At 73.0% G+C, this 16,179-nt stretch carries 13 protein-coding genes; 8 read left to right on the top strand and 5 right to left on the bottom strand.

The window, feature by feature from the left end; translation table 11 throughout:
• Nucleotides 1-10: 10 nt before the first annotated feature.
• The 5 genes from hpf to mtrA form a co-directional block, all read right to left on the bottom strand.
• Complete coding sequence (gene hpf, locus BLS25_RS00920) at nucleotides 11-673, bottom strand: ribosome hibernation-promoting factor, HPF/YfiA family (protein ID WP_056226897.1); 663 nt, start codon at nucleotides 671-673, stop codon at nucleotides 11-13.
• 93 nt (nucleotides 674-766) lie between these two features.
• Entirely contained in the window at nucleotides 767-1,435 is a 669-nt protein-coding gene (locus tag BLS25_RS00915; RefSeq protein WP_074694119.1) for a ComF family protein, read from the bottom strand.
• A gap of 91 nt (nucleotides 1,436-1,526) precedes the next feature.
• On the bottom strand, nucleotides 1,527-3,185 hold the full coding sequence (locus tag BLS25_RS00910) for an LpqB family beta-propeller domain-containing protein (RefSeq protein ID WP_056226890.1): 1,659 nt from the start codon (nucleotides 3,183-3,185) through the stop codon (nucleotides 1,527-1,529).
• Nucleotides 3,182-4,867 carry an MtrAB system histidine kinase MtrB gene (gene mtrB / locus BLS25_RS00905; RefSeq protein ID WP_056226887.1) on the bottom strand — a complete coding sequence of 562 codons (1,686 nt, stop codon included), beginning with the start codon at nucleotides 4,865-4,867 and terminating at the stop codon, nucleotides 3,182-3,184. Before mtrB ends, BLS25_RS00910 begins: the two co-directional genes overlap by 4 nt.
• Nucleotides 4,868-4,874: 7 nt before the next feature.
• Nucleotides 4,875-5,555: an MtrAB system response regulator MtrA gene (mtrA, locus tag BLS25_RS00900; protein ID WP_056226885.1), complete on the bottom strand. Its 681-nt coding sequence runs from the start codon at nucleotides 5,553-5,555 to the stop codon at nucleotides 4,875-4,877.
• Nucleotides 5,556-5,718: 163 nt separating this feature from the next.
• Between mtrA and BLS25_RS00895 the strand changes: the two genes are divergently transcribed.
• The 8 genes from BLS25_RS00895 (at nucleotide 5,719) to BLS25_RS00860 (ending at nucleotide 16,007) form a co-directional block, all read left to right on the top strand.
• Nucleotides 5,719-7,098, top strand: a complete 1,380-nt coding sequence (locus tag BLS25_RS00895; RefSeq protein ID WP_074694118.1) for a glycerophosphoryl diester phosphodiesterase membrane domain-containing protein — start codon at nucleotides 5,719-5,721, stop codon at nucleotides 7,096-7,098.
• A complete protein-coding gene (locus tag BLS25_RS00890; RefSeq protein ID WP_074694117.1) occupies nucleotides 7,095-7,748 on the top strand; it encodes a DUF4129 domain-containing protein in 654 nt (217 codons plus the stop codon). Before BLS25_RS00895 ends, BLS25_RS00890 begins: the two co-directional genes overlap by 4 nt.
• Nucleotides 7,745-8,923, top strand: a complete 1,179-nt coding sequence (locus tag BLS25_RS00885) for a DUF4350 domain-containing protein (protein WP_056226878.1) — start codon at nucleotides 7,745-7,747, stop codon at nucleotides 8,921-8,923. The genes BLS25_RS00890 and BLS25_RS00885 overlap by 4 nt, the downstream gene beginning before the upstream one ends.
• Complete coding sequence (locus BLS25_RS00880) at nucleotides 8,920-9,927, top strand: AAA family ATPase (RefSeq protein WP_056226876.1); 1,008 nt, start codon at nucleotides 8,920-8,922, stop codon at nucleotides 9,925-9,927. Before BLS25_RS00885 ends, BLS25_RS00880 begins: the two co-directional genes overlap by 4 nt.
• Nucleotides 9,927-11,228, top strand: a complete 1,302-nt coding sequence (locus BLS25_RS00875) for a DUF58 domain-containing protein (protein WP_074694116.1) — start codon at nucleotides 9,927-9,929, stop codon at nucleotides 11,226-11,228. Before BLS25_RS00880 ends, BLS25_RS00875 begins: the two co-directional genes overlap by 1 nt.
• A gap of 125 nt (nucleotides 11,229-11,353) precedes the next feature.
• Nucleotides 11,354-12,376, top strand: a complete 1,023-nt coding sequence (locus tag BLS25_RS00870) for a 3-oxoacyl-ACP synthase III (protein WP_056226871.1) — start codon at nucleotides 11,354-11,356, stop codon at nucleotides 12,374-12,376.
• Complete coding sequence (locus tag BLS25_RS00865; RefSeq protein WP_074694115.1) at nucleotides 12,373-15,051, top strand: alpha/beta fold hydrolase; 2,679 nt, start codon at nucleotides 12,373-12,375, stop codon at nucleotides 15,049-15,051. Before BLS25_RS00870 ends, BLS25_RS00865 begins: the two co-directional genes overlap by 4 nt.
• Nucleotides 15,048-16,007 (top strand): NAD-dependent epimerase/dehydratase family protein, encoded by a 960-nt coding sequence (locus BLS25_RS00860; protein ID WP_074694114.1) that lies wholly within the window; start codon nucleotides 15,048-15,050, stop codon nucleotides 16,005-16,007. Before BLS25_RS00865 ends, BLS25_RS00860 begins: the two co-directional genes overlap by 4 nt.
• Nucleotides 16,008-16,179 lie beyond the last annotated feature (172 nt).

Raw genomic sequence — 16,179 nt, 5'->3', positions numbered from 1 at the left:
CGTTCTCAGGTCAGGATGCGACCCCGACGGCCGGGGCGGCCTGGGTCGCCAGCGCGATCACACCGTAGTCCCAGCCCTTGCGGCGGTAGACGACGCTCGGGTGATCGGTGCGGGCGTCGATGAAGAGGAAGAAGTCGTGGCCGACGAGTTCCATGCGGTCGACGGCGTCTTCGACCGTCATCCACTCGGCGCCGAACTCCTTCTGTCGGATGACCACGGGCGAGTAGTCCTCGTCGTCGGCACCGGTCTCTTGCACGGGCACCGAGCCGGTCGCGACGGCACGCAGCACCTCGACGGAGGCGGGCTCGACGTCGATGCCGGCGAGCTCTCCCGTGCCCTTCTCGAACTTCGCGCCCCGGGGGTGGTTTCGCGCGTCGATGCGCTTGTCCTTCGCGCGGCGCACCTGCTCGGAGATCTTGTCGACCGCGAGGTCGAGGGCCGCGAACTTGTCGGTGTCGGTCGCCTCCGCGCGAACGACCGGGCCCTTGCCGTCGAGCGTGAGCTCGACGGTGTCGTCTTCGAGACGACCGTTGCGATAGGAGCGGTGGGTCACCTTGACCTCGAGCGCTTGAGCGCGCGGCGCCAGGTGCTCGATGCGACTGACCTTCTCTTCGACCACCGAGCGGAAACGATCGGTGATACCGACTCCCACGCCGACGATGTTGGTGTCCATCTGTGACCTCCTTGTTCCGGGTTCCGCCCGGTCTAAGGGCGGAACATCCGTCGCCTTCAGTCATCCTTACGCTAGTAGCCCGCCACCCCCGTGTCACGTCTCAATCACCCGGGATTCACCTTCGATGTTCCTGCGACGCGGCGTGTGCGCCAGCGCCACGGCGATCACCTCGTCCGCCCCCGCCGCGCGCAGGGCGCGTGCCGCCTCGGACAGCGTCGATCCGGTGGTCACGACATCGTCGACGACCACGACGACCCCGCCCGGCACCGGTCGGGCGGCGAAGGCTCCCCCGACGTTCTCGCGGCGAGCGCTGCGACCGAGTCCCCGCTGGTCATCGGTCGCGCGGGCCACCCGCAGCAGTCGCTCGTGCGTCCACCCCGCCCGCCGCAGCAGGATGTCGAGGGGGCGGAAGCCCCGTCGCCGGAAGGCCGCACGCGTCCCCGGCACGGTCGTCACGCGCGCGTCGGTGGGCACCGTGAGACGCAGCACGGCATCGAGCGCCGGGGCCAGGTCGCGCGCGAGGCCGGTCCGCCCCTCCTCTTTGAGCGAACGGATGACGCGGGCCGCGACCCCGTCGAACGCGAGCGCGCTCGTGACCGTCATCCCCGATCCGATGGCGCGGCGGATCGGGCTCGGGGCCAGGGCGTCACGGCATCCGGCACAGAGATCGGTGTCGACGACACCGCACCCGGCGCACGCGACGGGGAGCCAGAACGTCAGGGCATCTCGGAACGACGAGGTCAGGGCGGCGGACAGTGACATGCGCTCAGCCTGCTCCGCGGCGCGAGGGCTCCGCCCGCCCCGCCGCCCCATCGGGGCGGAACTGCCCGGACGAGCGCGCTGGGGAGAAGGGTCAGGAGGTCGTGCCCTGCTGGGCCGCGAGCACGCGGATGCCGGTCGCCACCAGGGTCCACGAGCTGCCGCGACGGCTGTAGAGGCGACCGGTGTCGTCGAGGACGCGGACGCTCGTGCTGCCGGCGGCGAGAGTCGTCGCGCCGTCCGGTGCCGCGGCCTCGGTGCCCCGGCCCCCCACATTGAGCTCGCGCAGACGGCTGGCGCCGTCGACATCGGCCAGAACTCCGACCGTGGTGTCGTCGAGCCACGCCAGATCGAACGCCCCCTGCTGCGCGAACGACAGCACGTGCGGAACCCCGAGATCCACCTCGCCGCCCTCGCGCTGGATGCCGGCCACCCACACCTCGCGCGTACCCGAGACCGTCACGATCGCCGCGACCCGTGTGCCGTCGCGCGAGATCTGCATCGCACTGATTTCGGAGGCATCGGGCCACGCGTTGCCCACGTTGCGCGGAACGCCCTCGGCCGTGATGACCCGCAGCTGCGTCGGAGCGGCGCTCGGCACGCTCCAGATCGCCCCCTCGGCATCGATCGTGGGCGCGATGAGCCCCGAGCGCTCGTCGAGGAGGAAGGTGCGCCCGTCGGCGAGCGCGCTCGCGACGGTGCCCTGCTGCGTGCGGACGGCCGCCAGGCTCCGATCGGCCTCGAGTTCCACCGAGGCCGGCGAGAGCGACTCGATCGCGTCGGAGAGCCCGCCGAGCGACTCGACCGTGTCGCCGGCGAGCGCGCCGAACGCCCCCGCCGTCGTGAGCACGGCCGGAGAGGGGTCGACGCGCGTGACGCGGACCGACACCTCGGACGCGGGGACGGGAGTGCCCTCGACCGTCATCTGGACGTCGCTGATCCCCGCCGTGACGAGACTCTTCGACAGCTGGGTCTGCATGCGGTCCAGCGTCGTCCGGTCGAGGCTCAGAGCGGCCCGCGGCAGCTGCACCTGGGCGACCCCGCTCGACGAGAGCGTCACCGACCGCCCCACCAGGGAGAGCTCGTCGGGGAACGCCGTCTTGACCGCCCCCGCGAGCCACGCACTCGGCTGACCGTCGACCAGGGCCGTCGCCACCCGGCTGGCCACCAGAGCCCGCGGGAACCAGCGGACGTCGGGGACGATGAAACTCCACGTGGGATCGAAGTACGCGATGGATGCCGACTGGTAGACGGTCGGGAACACCTCCTCGTACAGCACGACCCCGTCGGGCGCCGAGGTGATGCGCCACTGATCGTCGACGCGCGCGAGGGTGAACGACAGCGTCTCCGCGGTCCCTGAGGCGGTCGGAGCGTAGGCGCCGTTGGCATCCACTCCCGCCATCGTCGTGAGCGAGACCGTCACCCCGGTGCCGTCGGCGTTCGCAGTGGCGCGGCGATCGGCCAGACGGTCGATCGTGACGCGCGCTCGCGGATCCCACTGCGTCCCGGACGCCAGGAACAGCTTCGCCGTGGCCCAGTCGTCGGCGGGACCGGAGCCGGCGCGGAGGAACCCCTCCACGATCTCGGCGGGAGACGCGTCGTCCTGCGGCCCGTCGGGGACGAACGCGAAGGCCTGCGTGTCGTCGACCTGCGGGCCGCGACCGGGGTTGACGTACCCGGAGGTCGGCAGGCCCGTGCAGGCGGTGAGCACGAGGACGAGGGCGAGGCCGACGAAGGCGATAGCGCGTCTCATGTCGTCTTCCTCACTCCCGGACGGGTGGAGATGGGCTGTGTGAGCCCGAGGGCCTCCAGGGCCCCACCCTGCTCGTCGTCGGGGACGAGCGGCAGGGGCGAGCTGCTGACCGGCTCGCCGGCCCGCGGGAGCGTGAGCACGAAGTTCGAGCCGCGTCCCGGCTCCGACCAGACCGACAGGGTCCCCCCGTGCAGCTTGGCGTCGCCGAGCGCGATCGACAGGCCGAGGCCCGTGCCGCCGATGGTGCGCACGCGCGAGGGGTCGGCGCGCCAGAAGCGGTCGAAGACGCGCTCGACGTCGTCGGGCTGCATGCCCAGACCGAAGTCGCGGACGCCGAGGGCCACGGCATCCCGATCACTGTCGACCGACACCACGATCGGGCGTCCCTCCCCGTGCTCGATGGCGTTGCCGAGAAGGTTGCGCACGATCCGGCGCACGCGCCGGGCGTCCATGTCGACCGGGGTGTACCCGCCCGGCGCGACCAGACGCACGTCCGAACCGTGCCCCTCGGCGAGCTGCTCCATCGAGAGGATGACGTCCTCGGCGAGGTGGGCCAGGCTCGTCGGCTCGAGCTCGAGCTGCACGGACCCGGCGTCGTACCGGCTGATCTCGAGCAGGTCGGTGAGAAGCACCTCGAAGCGCTGCACCTGCGCGTGGAGGAGCTCGGCCGCGCGGCCGGTGGCGGGGTCGAACTCCTCGCGCTGGTCGTTGATCATGTCCGCGGCGAGCTTGATCGTGGTCAGGGGCGTCCGCAGCTCGTGGGAGACGTCCGAGACGAAGCGCTGCTGCACGAGCGAGAGATCGGCCAGCTCCTTGATCTGCGACTCGATGCTGTCGGCCATCGCGTTGAACGAACGGTTCAGGGTCGCCAGCTCGTCCTCGCCGCGCACCGGCAGGCGCACGCCGAGGTCACCCGCGGCGAGCTTGGCACTGGTCTCGGCGGCATCCGCGATCGGGGTCGTCACCGATCGGAGGACGAACCACGCGATCGCACCGATCAGCAGGACCAGGACGAGCCCGACCACCCACAGCAGCACCTGGACGAACGCGAGGGTCTGCGAGGCGCTGGTGAGGTCGTATCCCATGTACAGCTCGTAGGAATCGACCCCGTCCTCGGCGGGGAAACGCAGTTGATGACCGACCAGGATGCCGGGAACCTCACGGCCGTCGTCGGCGGGCAGCGCCACCGATTGCCACCACTGCAGATCGGGACTCGACTGCACCTGCGTGCGCAGGGCATCGGTGACCATGCTCGACTCGAAAGCCGGGGAGATGAAGGGCTGCGGGGCCAGGGGCGACGGCGGGCCGATGCGGTACAGCGCGATGAGATCACTCGACGACTGCTGCGACAGGCGCGTCGCGATGCCGTTCATCAACGTCTGCGCGGCGGCGGGATCGGTCGAGTCGACGGCGGCGTCGAGGGTGGCCTGGGCCGCTGCGGTGGCGCGCTGGGCCTCGAGGAGCACCTGGTCCTTGCGGGCCGTGAACAGCTCGTTCTGGATGACGAGCGCCATCGCGACGCAGGTCACGAGGATGGTCGCCGCCGTGAGCGTCACCGTCAGCACGATGGTGCGGAACCGCAGCGAGCGGCGCCACAGGGTGGCGAGGCGGTCGCGCACCACGCGCCAATCCCGCCATCCCCGCACCCGTGGCCGCGGGAGGGTGCGCACCGCCCCCGTCATGAGGGGTTCAGGCCACCGCGCCGGCGCGGTAGCCCACGCCGCGCACGGTCGTCACGATGCGCGGGTTGTCGGGGTCGGCCTCGATCTTGGCGCGCAGTCGCTGGACGTGCACGTTGACCAGGCGCGTGTCGGCCTTGTAGTGGTAGCCCCACACCTGCTCGAGCAGCATCTCGCGGGAGAACACCTGCTGCGGCTTCTCGGCCAGGGCGACGAGGAGCTCGAACTCGAGGGGGGTCAGGGCGATCGGGACGTCGCCGCGGCGGACCTCGTGCGCGGCGACGTCGACGACCAGGTCGCCGATGCGCAGCGTCTCGTCGACGGGGGCCTGCACGGGACGCAGACGCGTGCGGATGCGCGCGACCAGCTCCTTCGGGTTGAAGGGCTTCATGATGTAGTCGTCCGCACCCGACTCGAGGCCCTTGACCACGTCGGCCGTGTCGGTGCGCGCCGTCAACATGATGATCGGGACGCCGGACTCGGCCCGCACGCGCGTGCAGATCTCGATGCCGTCGACGCCCGGGAGCATGAGGTCGAGCAGGATGAGGTCGGGACGCTCGGTGCGCCAGGCGTCGACGGCCTGGGCGCCGTCCGCGCAGAACACCGTGTCGAATCCCTCGGTGCGCAGCACGATGCCGATCATCTCGGCCAGCGCGGTGTCGTCGTCGACCACCAGGATCCGTGAAGTCATTCGGGTGCAGGTCTTCCGTCTCGAACCCGCTCGGGGACGGGTAGAGCGCCCCGGGTGAGGGCGCGTCGTATCGAGAGTAGTCGACCTGCCTGGACGACAGGGGTGCGTGTCGGGGGTGTGTGACACGATGAGGGCACCGCCATGTGACGAGGAGGGGCCCCACATGACCGCGTACCCGGCTTGGACACCGGCATCACGACCGGGCATCGTCCCGCTGCACCCCTACGGGTTCGGCACGATCCTGGCCCGCTCGTTCGTCGCTCTGCGGCACAACCCCAAGGTGCTGCTGGGGTTCGCGCTCGTCGTGCAGGCCGTGGCGTACATCCTCGTGACGGTCGCGATCGGCGGGGTGGCGATCGCGAGCTTCTCGCGACTCGACACCGTCGCCCCGGGCAGCGACGAGTTCGACGCGATCACCGCGGGCTCGGTCGCGCTGACCGGTATCACCGCTCTCGTGCTGGGGGTGCTGTCGGGAGCGCTCGGCGTCGTCGTCCAGGGCGTCGTCGTCGCCGAGGTCGCCCACGCGGTGGTCTCCGAGAAGCCGACCCTGCGGGCCGTCTGGGGCCGTGTCCGCCCGGTGTTCTGGCGGCTGATCGGCTACAGCGCGCTCACGATCGGCGTCGTCGTGATCGTGGTCGGCGTGCTCGCCGGGATCGTGACGTTGCTGGTGATCGCCGCGACCTGGGTCGGAGCGCTCGTCGGCGTGCTGTTCTTCCTCGCGCTCATCCCGCTCTACCTGTGGCTGACCCCGAAGCTGTTCCTCGTCCCCTCGGTCATCATCCTCGAGCAGGCCCCCGTGTTCCGGGCGATCGCCCGGTCGTGGCAGCTGACCCGGGGGCGCTTCTGGTCGACGCTCGGCGTCATCATCGTGATCTCGATGGCGTTCGGCCTCGTCGCCCAGATCATCTCGATCCCCCTCAGCCTCGTGAGCGGGTTGGTGCCGGCCATCATCGCCCCCACCGGAGACAGCGACGTCAGCACCGTCATCGGGTTCATCGCCCTGCAGGTCGTCGGGCAGTTCGGCATCCTCCTCGTCCAGTGCATCGCCCTCGTGGTGCAGTCGACCTCCGCCGTCCTCGTCTACGTCGACGCCCGCATGCGCGTCGAGGCGCTCGATCACGACCTTCAGTCGTACGTCGAGGCCCGCGACGCCGGTGCGAGCGACCTGAACGACCCCTACCTCGTGGGGGTCGGTCGCGTCGTCGAGCGCCCCGCCCCCGTGCCGTTCGGCGCCGCCCCCGCGTTCGCGGGCTACGCGCCGCCCGTGGGCGCCGCGGGTTACGCCGCACCCGCCGGATACGGCCCGCCGTCGGCCGGTGGTTACGCTCCCGCCCTGCAGGGGTACGCAGCGCCGCAGGGGTACGCACCGCCGCAGGGGCCGCCGGCTCCGCAGGGGCCCGCCACCCCGCCGGGGTATGGGCCGCCGCAGGGCCCGCCGGTCCCGCAGGTACCGGCGCCCGGCGCGACGACCGAGCCCTCGCCGCCCGCAGCGGACCGCTCGCGAACGACGTGGGCCGCCCCCGGGTCGAGCGAAGACGCGTGATCCTCACCGCGCTGGCGGCGGCGTTCCCGCTGCTCCCCGACCCCGACCAGGCCCGCGAATGGGCCGAGCAGGAACTGCGCGATCCCACCTACCAGGCCGCCGAGCCCACGTTCATCGACCGCATCTCGCAGGCGGTCGGGCGGTTCCTCGAAGACCTCCTGCGCGTCCCTGAAACCGGCGGATGGGGACCGTCGGCCCTGATCGTGCTGGGCGTCATCGTGGTCGCCGCGATCATCGTCGGCATCCTGATCTGGGGCCGCCCGCGGCTGTCGACGCGCGCCACCGAGGCGGCTCGCGCGCTGTTCGACGACGACGATGCGCGCTCGGCCGACGAACTCCGCGCCGACGCCGCCGCTGCCGCCGGCAGGGGCGAGTGGGACGAAGCGATCGTGCTGCGCTTCCGGGCCGTCGCCCGCGGCCTCACCGAACGCGGGCTCGTCGACCCTCCGCCGGGTGCCACCGTGCGCGCATTCGCCCGCGAGACGGCCGCCGCTCTGCCCTCGCTCGTCCCCCTGCTCGATCCGGCGGCGACGACCTTCGACGACGTCCGATACCTCCGCCGCCCCGGCACCGCCGAGCGCTACCGCGCGGTGGCCGATCTCGACGACGCGGCGGTGCGCGCCCGCGCTCTGCCGGTGGCACCCCGATGAGCGCGCCGACGGCAACCGCCGCTCCCGTGCGCTCCCGGCGCAAAGCCGCGCTCGGGTGGGTCGCACTCGTCGTCGGGCTCCTCGTCGTGGCCCTCGTCGGCGGCACCCTCGTCTTCGGCGGATACACGCAGCGCGCGATCCTCGATCCCGAGTCGGCGGGGCCCGAAGGCAGCCGCGCGGCCGTGCGCATCCTCGAACAGCAGGGGGTCACGGTCACCGTCGCCCGTGACCGGTCCGCCGCCGAGCGCGCCCTCGCGGGCGGCGGGGCCACCCTCGTCATGCGGGACGCGCCGATGCTGTCCGACGAGGGCCTGCGCGATCTGGCCGGACGCGCCGCGCACGTGGTCCTCGTCGAGCCCCGCTCCCGCGCTCTCGACGTCCTCCTCGACGGTTCGGCGCTCGGGGGCTTCTCCGCCGACCTGGCCACGAGTCCCGAGTGCGCCGTCCCCGCCGCGGTGAACGCCGGAACCGCCCGCGTCGGCGAGCTCCTGCGTCCCGGCGACGGCGTCGACGGGTGCTATCCCGTCGACGGCGAGTTCGGACTCCTCCGCTCCGTCGCGGCCGACGGCACGACGGTGACGGCCCTCGACGGCCTCTCGGTGCTGACCAACACCGCACTCCCCCTCGACGGCAACGCCGCTCTCACCCTCGGCGTGCTCGGGCAGACCGACTCCGTGGTCTGGTACGTCCCCTCGCTCTCCGACGCGGATCAGGGGACCACCGCCCCCACCCTCGGCGACCTCACCCCCGACTGGGTGACGCCCGCCCTGCTGTTGCTGCTGACCGCGGCCGTCGCGGCCGCGATCTGGCGCGGCCGTCGCTTCGGGCCCCTCGTCGCCGAGCGCCTTCCCGTCACCGTCCGCGCCACCGAGACCACCGAGGGTCGCGCTCGTCTGTACGCCTCGTCCAAGGACGCCGCGCACGCGCTCGACGAGCTGCGACGCGCCGCCCGCTCCCGCCTGGGACGACTGCTCGGCCTGACAGCACGCACCTCGCCGAACGACGTCGCCGACGCCGTGGCGCAACGCCTCGGCGCGGACCGCGCCCAGGTGCGCGGCATCCTCGTCGACGACACCCCCCGCACCGACCGCGAACTCGTCGCGGCGGCCGATCGCCTCCGCGACCTCGAAGAGAGCGTGCGCGCCGCCGTCCGAACCGAAGGGACCACCCGATGACCGACAGCCCCGAGACCCCCGCAGCCGCGGCCCCCGTCGCGCGCGGCGACGACCACGCGGAGCTGCGCGACGCGATGCACCGCGTCCGCCTCGAGGTCGGCAAAGCCGTCGTCGGACAGGACGGAACCATCACGGGCCTGCTCATCGCCCTCCTCTCCCGGGGGCACGTGCTCCTCGAGGGCGTCCCCGGCGTGGCCAAGACCCTTCTCGTGCGCTCCTTCAGCCGCGCCCTCGGCCTCGACACGCGCCGGGTGCAGTTCACGCCCGACCTCATGCCCGGCGACGTCACCGGGTCGCTCGTGTACGACGCCCGCGCGGGGAACTTCGAGTTCCGCCCCGGTCCGGTCTTCACCCACGTGCTGCTCGCCGACGAGATCAACCGCACGCCCCCGAAGACGCAGGCGGCGCTGCTCGAGGCCATGGAAGAACGACAGGTGTCGTCCGACGGCGAGAGCCGCGCACTCCCCGATCCCTTCCTCGTCGCCGCGACGCAGAACCCCATCGAGCACGAGGGCACCTACACCCTGCCCGAGGCGCAGCTCGACCGCTTCCTCCTCAAGCTCGTCGTCGATCTGCCCGGTCGCGACGCCGAGGTCGACGTGCTGCGGCGGCACGCCTCCGGCTTCGACCCGCGCCGCCTCGACGACGCCGGTGTCGCGCCGGTCGTCACGGCGCCGCAGATCCTCGCGGCCCAGCGTGCCGCGGCATCCGTCGCCGTCGACGACGACCTGCTCGGCTACGTCGTCGACCTCGCCCGCGCGACCCGCCAGAGCCCCTCGGTGCTGGTGGGGGTGAGCCCCCGCGCCTCCACGGGTCTGCTGGCCGCGGCCAAGGCCTGGGCCTGGCTGAGCGGCTACCCCGCGATCACACCCGACCACGTGCAGACGATGCTCGTACCCGTGTGGCGCCACCGGATCCGCCTGCGCCCCGAGGCCGAGATCGAGGGCGTCTCGGTGGATGCCATCCTCACCTCGGTCCTGCAGCAGACCCGCGTTCCCATCTGATGTTCGTCACCGGCCGTCTCGCCCTGCTCGTCGCCCTCGGCGTCGTCCCCCTCGTGCTGTTGAGCACGGCGGGGGTTCCGGCGTGGGCGGTCGCCGGCGGATGGGTCCTGCTGTGCGTCGTGCTGGCGGTCGTCGACACGACGCTCGCGGCCGATCCGCGTCGCGTCGAGATCACGCGCACGCACCCCGAGCGGGCGCTGCGCGATGAACCCGTGGCCGGCGAGCTGAGGGTCCGCAACCTCGGTACCCGCTTGCTGCGCGCGCGCGTGCGCGACGCGTGGCAGCCGACGGCCGGGGCCCCCGACGAGCGCCAGCGCTTCACGGTTCCCCCGGGCGAGCGGCGTGCCGCCCCCCTGCCGCTGCTCCCCCGCCGTCGGGGAGAGCTGCGCAGCGCCTTCGTGGTGGTGCGCGCCCTGGGCCCCCTGGGGCTGGCCGGCCGGCAGGGGCGTGTCGACGCCCCCGCCCGGATCCGCGTGCTGCCGCCGTTCACCTCGCGGCGGCATCTGCCGTCTCGTCTCGCCCGGCTCCGCGAACTCGACGGCAACACGAGCCTGCAGGTGCGCGGGCAGGGCACCGAGTTCGACAGCCTGCGCGAGTACGTGCGCGGAGACGACGTGCGCTCGATCGACTGGCGCGCCACCGCCCGCGCGGGGACCACGATGCTCCGCACCTGGCGGCCCGAGCGCGACAGACACGTCGTGATCGTCATCGACACGGGTCGGACGGCGGCAGCGCGCGTGGGCGACGGGGTGCGCCTCGACGCCGCGATGGAAGCGGCCCTGCTCCTATCGGTGCTGGCGACGCGCGCGGGCGACCACGTGCACCTGCTGATGTTCGACCGCCTGCCCCGGGCGCGCGTCACCCGCGTCGACGGGACCCAGCTGCTTCCCGCCCTGGTGGATGCCATGGCCCCGGTCGACCCGCAGCTCATCGACACCGACTGGGATGCCGCCTTCGCCCACGTCCGCGGGTTCACCGTGCGCCCGGCGCTGGTCGTCCTGCTGACGGCGGCCGACGACCCCGACGCCGCGCGGGCCTTCCTCGCCTCGCTCCCCGCGGTCGCCTCGCGCTCGCGCCTGCTGGTGGCGACCGCCACCGACGGCCCCGGAGACACCCCGGTGCACCGCGACGCGTCGGACGTCTACGCCGCCGCCGCGATCGAGCGGGCACGTCACGACGCCGAGCGGGTCGCCGCGGCCATCGTGCGCGCCGGGGGCGACGCCGTCTCGGCATCTGCCGACGACCTGCCGCCCCTCGTCGCCGACCGTTACCTGGCGCTGAAAGCCGCCGGTCGGCTGTAGCACACCCACCCCCCATGCAGCCTGCGACATATCTCGCGGCTTATCCTGGGGGGTACCCTTCCAGCCGTCGATGCGTTCCCTCCGCGCCCGGCTGCGCCGTCTACGCACAGGATGCGGGAGATCTCTTGCCAGGTAACGCCACCACGCACTTCGACGATGTGGCCCTCGTTTCGGTGGCGAGCGTCTTGCCCAGCCGCGTCACGACGTCGGACGACATCGAAGACCGTCTCGCCCCGGCGCTGCAGCGCCTGAAGCTCAAGCCGGGACTCCTGCGTCGCGTGGCGGGCGTCAACGAGCGCCGCAACTGGGCGGAGGGCGAGTCCTCCGACGAGGCGACGATCGCCGCCGGCAAGCAGGCCCTCGCCGAGGCGGGCGTCGACCCGAGCGAGATCGGGCTGATCATCAACACCTCGGTGACGCGCAAGCACCTCGAGCCCTCGGTGGCCGTGCGCCTGCACCACGGCCTGGGCCTGCCGAGCTCGGCGATCAACTTCGACGTCGCGAACGCGTGCCTCGGTTTCATCAACGGCATGAGCCTGGCCGCCGGCATGATCCAGTCGGGTCAGGTCAAGTACGCCCTCATCGTCAACGGTGAGGATGCCGACGAGATCCAGGTCAACACGATCAATCGTCTCGTCCGCGAGGATCTCGACCGCGACGCCTTCATGCAGGAGTTCGCCTCCCTGACCCTCGGCTCGGGAGCCGCCGCCGCCGTCCTCGGCCGCGCGAGCGACCACCCCGAGGGCCACCGCATCGTGGGCGGCGTCACGCGCGCCGCGACGCAGTTCTACGACCTCTGCGTCGGCAGCGTCGACGGCATGTTCACCGACGCCAAGGCCCTGCTGAAGGGCGGGCTCGACCTCGTCGTCTCCGCCTGGAAAGAGGCGAAGGGCGAGTTCTCGTGGACCGGCATGGACCGCTACATCACGCACCAGGTGTCCTCCGTGCACACCTCGGCCATCGTCCGCGCCGCCAAGCTCGATCGCGAGCGCGTCCCCGTGACCTACCCCACCCTCGGCAATGTCGGCCCGGCCTCGATCCCGATCACGCTCGCCGCCGAGCAGAAGACGCTGCGCCGAGGTGATCGCGTCCTCCTGATGGGAGTGGGCTCCGGCCTGAACACCGGCATGCTGGAGCTGGCCTGGTGAGCTTCGCGCGCGTCACAGGACCCCAGGCCACGCTTCCCCCCGCGGGTCTGCCCGGGCTCGACCCGGCCCTGTCGCGCCTCGTGAGTGTCGACGGCGTCCTCGCCGATGCCGGCGCCACACGCCTGTGGCACCTCCTCGACACGGGCGACGCCCTCGCCGAGCGCGGCCTCGAGCCGATCGGCACGATCGTCGCCGTGCACGGCAATCCCACGTGGTCGTACCTGTGGCGAGCCCTCGTGAACGCCTCCCTCGCGCGCGCCGAAGCCGGAGCGGCCGTGTGGCGCGTGGTGGCCGTCGACCAACTCGAGATGGGCTTCTCGGAGCGATCGTCGCTGCGGCGCACCCTGGCCCAGCGCATCGCCGACCTCGACGCTCTCGTCGAGGGTCTCGGCATCCGGGGTCCGATCGTGACCATCGGTCACGACTGGGGCGGGCCGGTCTCGCTCGGCTGGGCCGTGGAGCATCGCGATCGTCTCGCCGCGGTGATCGCCTTGAACACCGCCGTGCACCATCCCGAGGGGGCGTCGCTGCCGTTCGCGTTGCGCGTGGCCACGGCTCGCGGCATGCTCGCCGCCGGCACGACGGGCACGACGGCGTTCCTCGACACCACCTTGGCGCTGGCCGAGCTCGATCCGGCGGTCAAGGCCGCGTTCCGGGCGCCGTACGCCACCGTCGCGCGTCGCCGCGGGATCGGCGGCTTCGTCGCCGACATCCCCGCGACCCCCGAGCATGAGAGCACGCCCGCGCTGCACCGCATGTCGGCGGGTCTGCGCGAGCTCGAGGTGCCCGCACTGCTGCTGCGCGGCCCGAAGGACCCGGTGTTCGGCGAGGACCATCTCGACGACCTCACCAACCGCCTGCCGCACGCGGACGTGCACCGTTTCGAGGGGGCCGGCCACCTGGTCGCCGAGGAGCGCCCCTATGCCGACGTCGTGCTCGACTGGCTCGACGAGAAGGTCGTGGATGCCGTCGCCCCCGCGACCCGTTCGCGTCGCTCCGCCGCCGCGAAGCGCGCCGCCGCCGTTCCCGCCCCCGAGGCCGCCGCCGCACCCTCCGGCCACCTGTGGGACTCTCTCGACGCCCGGCGCGATGACGACGGCACCGCCGTCATCGACATGACCACCGAGACCGACGGGGCACCGCTGCGCGTGAGCTGGCGCCGGCTGTCCGTCCGCGTCGACGAGCTCGCCGCGGGACTCGACGCCTTCGGCGTGCGCGCGGGCGACCGTGTCTCGCTGCTCGTGCAGCCCGGCCCGACCCTCACCGCCGCCCTGTACGCGTGCCTGCGCATCGGGGCCGTGGTCGTCGTGGCCGACCGGGGTCTCGGCATCCGGGGTCTGTCGCGCGCCGTGCGCGGTGCCGTCCCCGACGTCGTCATCGGCGAGGTCGCCGGTCTGGCCGCCGCTCGCGCCCTCGGCTGGCCGGGGCGTCGGATCTCGGCCGCCGCCCTTCCCGCCGTCACCTCCCGCGCGCTCGGTGTCGAAGCGAGCCTGTCCGACCTGGCCCGCGCCGGTCGGGGCCGCGCCGTGCCCGCTGCCCCGGGCCCCGACGCCGACGCCGCGGTGCTCTTCACCTCGGGTTCGACGGGACCGGCGAAGGGCGTCGTCTATACGCACGCGCAGCTGACCGCGTTGCGCGACACCCTCGCCGCGCACTTCGGCGTCACTGCCGAAACGGGCCTGGTCACCGGCTTCGCCCCCTTCGCCCTGCTCGGACCGGCGCTCGGCACGCGCTCAGCGACGCCCGACATGGACGTGTCCGCCCCGCGCACCCTGACCGCGGTCGCCGTCGCCGCCGCCGTCCGGGCGTCCGACGCGCGGATCGTGTTCCTGTCGCCGGCGGCGGTCTCGAACGTCGTCGCGACGGCGTCCGACCTGACCCGCGACGACCGCGCGGCCCTCGAGAAGGTCGAGACGTTCCTCTCGACCGGTGCCCCCGTGAGCGTCGATCTGCTGCGCCGCGCGCAAGAGCTCATGCCGAACGCCGTGGCCCACACCCCCTACGGCATGACCGAGTGCCTGCTCGTCGCCGACGTGACCCTGCCCGAGATCGAACAGGCGCGCGGCGACCGCGGGGTCTGCGTCGGCCGCCCGCTCGGCACCGGCCAGGTGCGCATCTCGGCCCTCGACGCCGAGGGTCGCGCCGCGGGCGAACCCCGGACGGACGCCGGGGTCACCGGCGAGGTCGTCATCTCGGCGCCCCACCTCAAGCGCGGCTACTTCCGGCTGTACCTCACCGACCGCGAGGCCCGGCGCGGGCTTCCCGAACGCTGGCACCGCACGGGCGACGTCGGTCACCTCGACGTCGACGGCCGCCTCTGGATCGAGGGGCGCCTCCCCCACGTGATCACCACCGCCGACGGCCCCGTCACTCCCGTCGGGATCGAGCAGGACGTCGAGTCGGTTCCCGCCGTCGAACGCGCCGCGGCCGTGGGCGTGGGACCGGTGGGCCGACAGGTCGTCGTGACGGTCGTCGAAGCCGGCGTGCGGCGCCCCGGTCTGGCATCCCCCGATCTGACCGAGAGGGTCCGCGCGGCGACGTCGCAGCGTCTCGCGGCCGTGCTCGTGGTCCCGACGCTCCCGACCGACATCCGCCACAACTCGAAGATCGACCGGTCGCGCCTGGCCCGGTGGGCGGAGCGCGTGTTGGCCGGAGAGAAACCGACGGCGCCGTGAAGGTCCTCGCCACCGGGTCGTCCGGCTTCCTCGGCCGCGCCGTCGTTCGCGCTCTCCACGACGCGGGGCACGAGGTGCGGACCCTGCAGCGCCGCCCCTCGGGCGTCGACGGCGCCGACGACCGGCTCGGATCGGTCACGGACCCGGATGCCGTGGCATCCGCCCTCGAAGGCATCGACGGGATCGTCCATCTCGCGGCGAAGGTCTCGCTCGCCGGTGACCCCGCGCAGTTCCGCGCCGTGAACGTCGACGGCACCCGCACCCTGCTCGACGCCGCCGCGGCGGCGGACGTCACGCGCGTCGTGCACGTGTCGTCGCCCTCGGTCGCGCACGCGGGACACGCTCTGGCCGGCGTGGGCGCGGAGCCCGCTGATCCGGATGCCGCGCGCGGCGAATACGCCCGCACGAAGGCCGAGGCGGAGGTGCTCGCGCTCTCCCGCGCCGGCGGGGGGACGGCCCTCGTCGCGATCCGCCCGCACCTCGTCTGGGGCCCGGGCGACACCCAACTCATCGAGCGCGTCGTCGCCCGCGCGCGCCGGGGCACCCTGCCCCTGCTCGACGGCGGCACGGCGCTCATCGACTCCACGTTCGTCGACAACGCGGCATCCGGGATCGTCGCCGCCCTGCACCGCGTCGACGACGTCAGCGGCCGCGCCTACGTGCTGACCAACGGCGAACCGCGGCCGGTCGGCGACCTTCTCGCCGGCATCTGCCGCGCCTCGGGCGTGACTCCCCCGCGTTTCAGTGTGCCCGCGGGAGTGGCCAAGGCTGCAGGCTCGCTCATCGAGCGGGTCTGGGCCGTGCGCCCGGGTCAGGACGAACCGCCCATGACCCGCTTCCTCGCCGAGCAGCTGTCGACCGCGCACTGGTTCGACCAGACCGAGATCCGCCGCGACCTGCGGTGGACGCCGTCGGTGACGATCGACGAGGGCCTCCGCCGCCTCGCGCGCGCCTGACCCCGCGGCATCCGGCCCCTCCGCCGACCCCCGCGTCCCACTTTTCGCAGAGCATGTCCCGAAAAGGGCTGCCTGACCCCCGCCCAGACAGCCAGAAGTGGGACATGGTCCGCCCCGACCCCGGCGCTCCACACGCGCGAAAGGCCCGCCCCCGCGAGGGGACGGGCCTTCC

The sequence above is a fragment of the Microbacterium testaceum StLB037 genome, from assembly GCF_900104345.1.
GTDB classification, from domain to species: domain Bacteria; phylum Actinomycetota; class Actinomycetes; order Actinomycetales; family Microbacteriaceae; genus Microbacterium; species Microbacterium testaceum_A.
This window is presented reverse-complemented; position numbering and strand designations above follow the sequence as displayed.

Bases quoted from the DNA above. Each gene is read 5' to 3' on its own strand.
- hpf (WP_056226897.1), bottom strand. From the start codon at position 673: ATGGACACCAACATCGTCGGCGTGGGAGTCGGTATCACCGATCGTTTC.
- BLS25_RS00915 (WP_074694119.1), bottom strand. From the start codon at position 1,435: ATGTCACTGTCCGCCGCCCTGACCTCGTCGTTCCGAGATGCCCTGACG.
- BLS25_RS00910 (WP_056226890.1), bottom strand. From the start codon at position 3,185: ATGAGACGCGCTATCGCCTTCGTCGGCCTCGCCCTCGTCCTCGTGCTC.
- mtrB (WP_056226887.1), bottom strand. From the start codon at position 4,867: ATGACGGGGGCGGTGCGCACCCTCCCGCGGCCACGGGTGCGGGGATGG.
- mtrA (WP_056226885.1), bottom strand. From the start codon at position 5,555: ATGACTTCACGGATCCTGGTGGTCGACGACGACACCGCGCTGGCCGAG.
- BLS25_RS00895 (WP_074694118.1), top strand. From the start codon at position 5,719: ATGACCGCGTACCCGGCTTGGACACCGGCATCACGACCGGGCATCGTC.
- BLS25_RS00885 (WP_056226878.1), top strand. From the start codon at position 7,745: ATGAGCGCGCCGACGGCAACCGCCGCTCCCGTGCGCTCCCGGCGCAAA.
- BLS25_RS00880 (WP_056226876.1), top strand. From the start codon at position 8,920: ATGACCGACAGCCCCGAGACCCCCGCAGCCGCGGCCCCCGTCGCGCGC.
- BLS25_RS00875 (WP_074694116.1), top strand. From the start codon at position 9,927: ATGTTCGTCACCGGCCGTCTCGCCCTGCTCGTCGCCCTCGGCGTCGTC.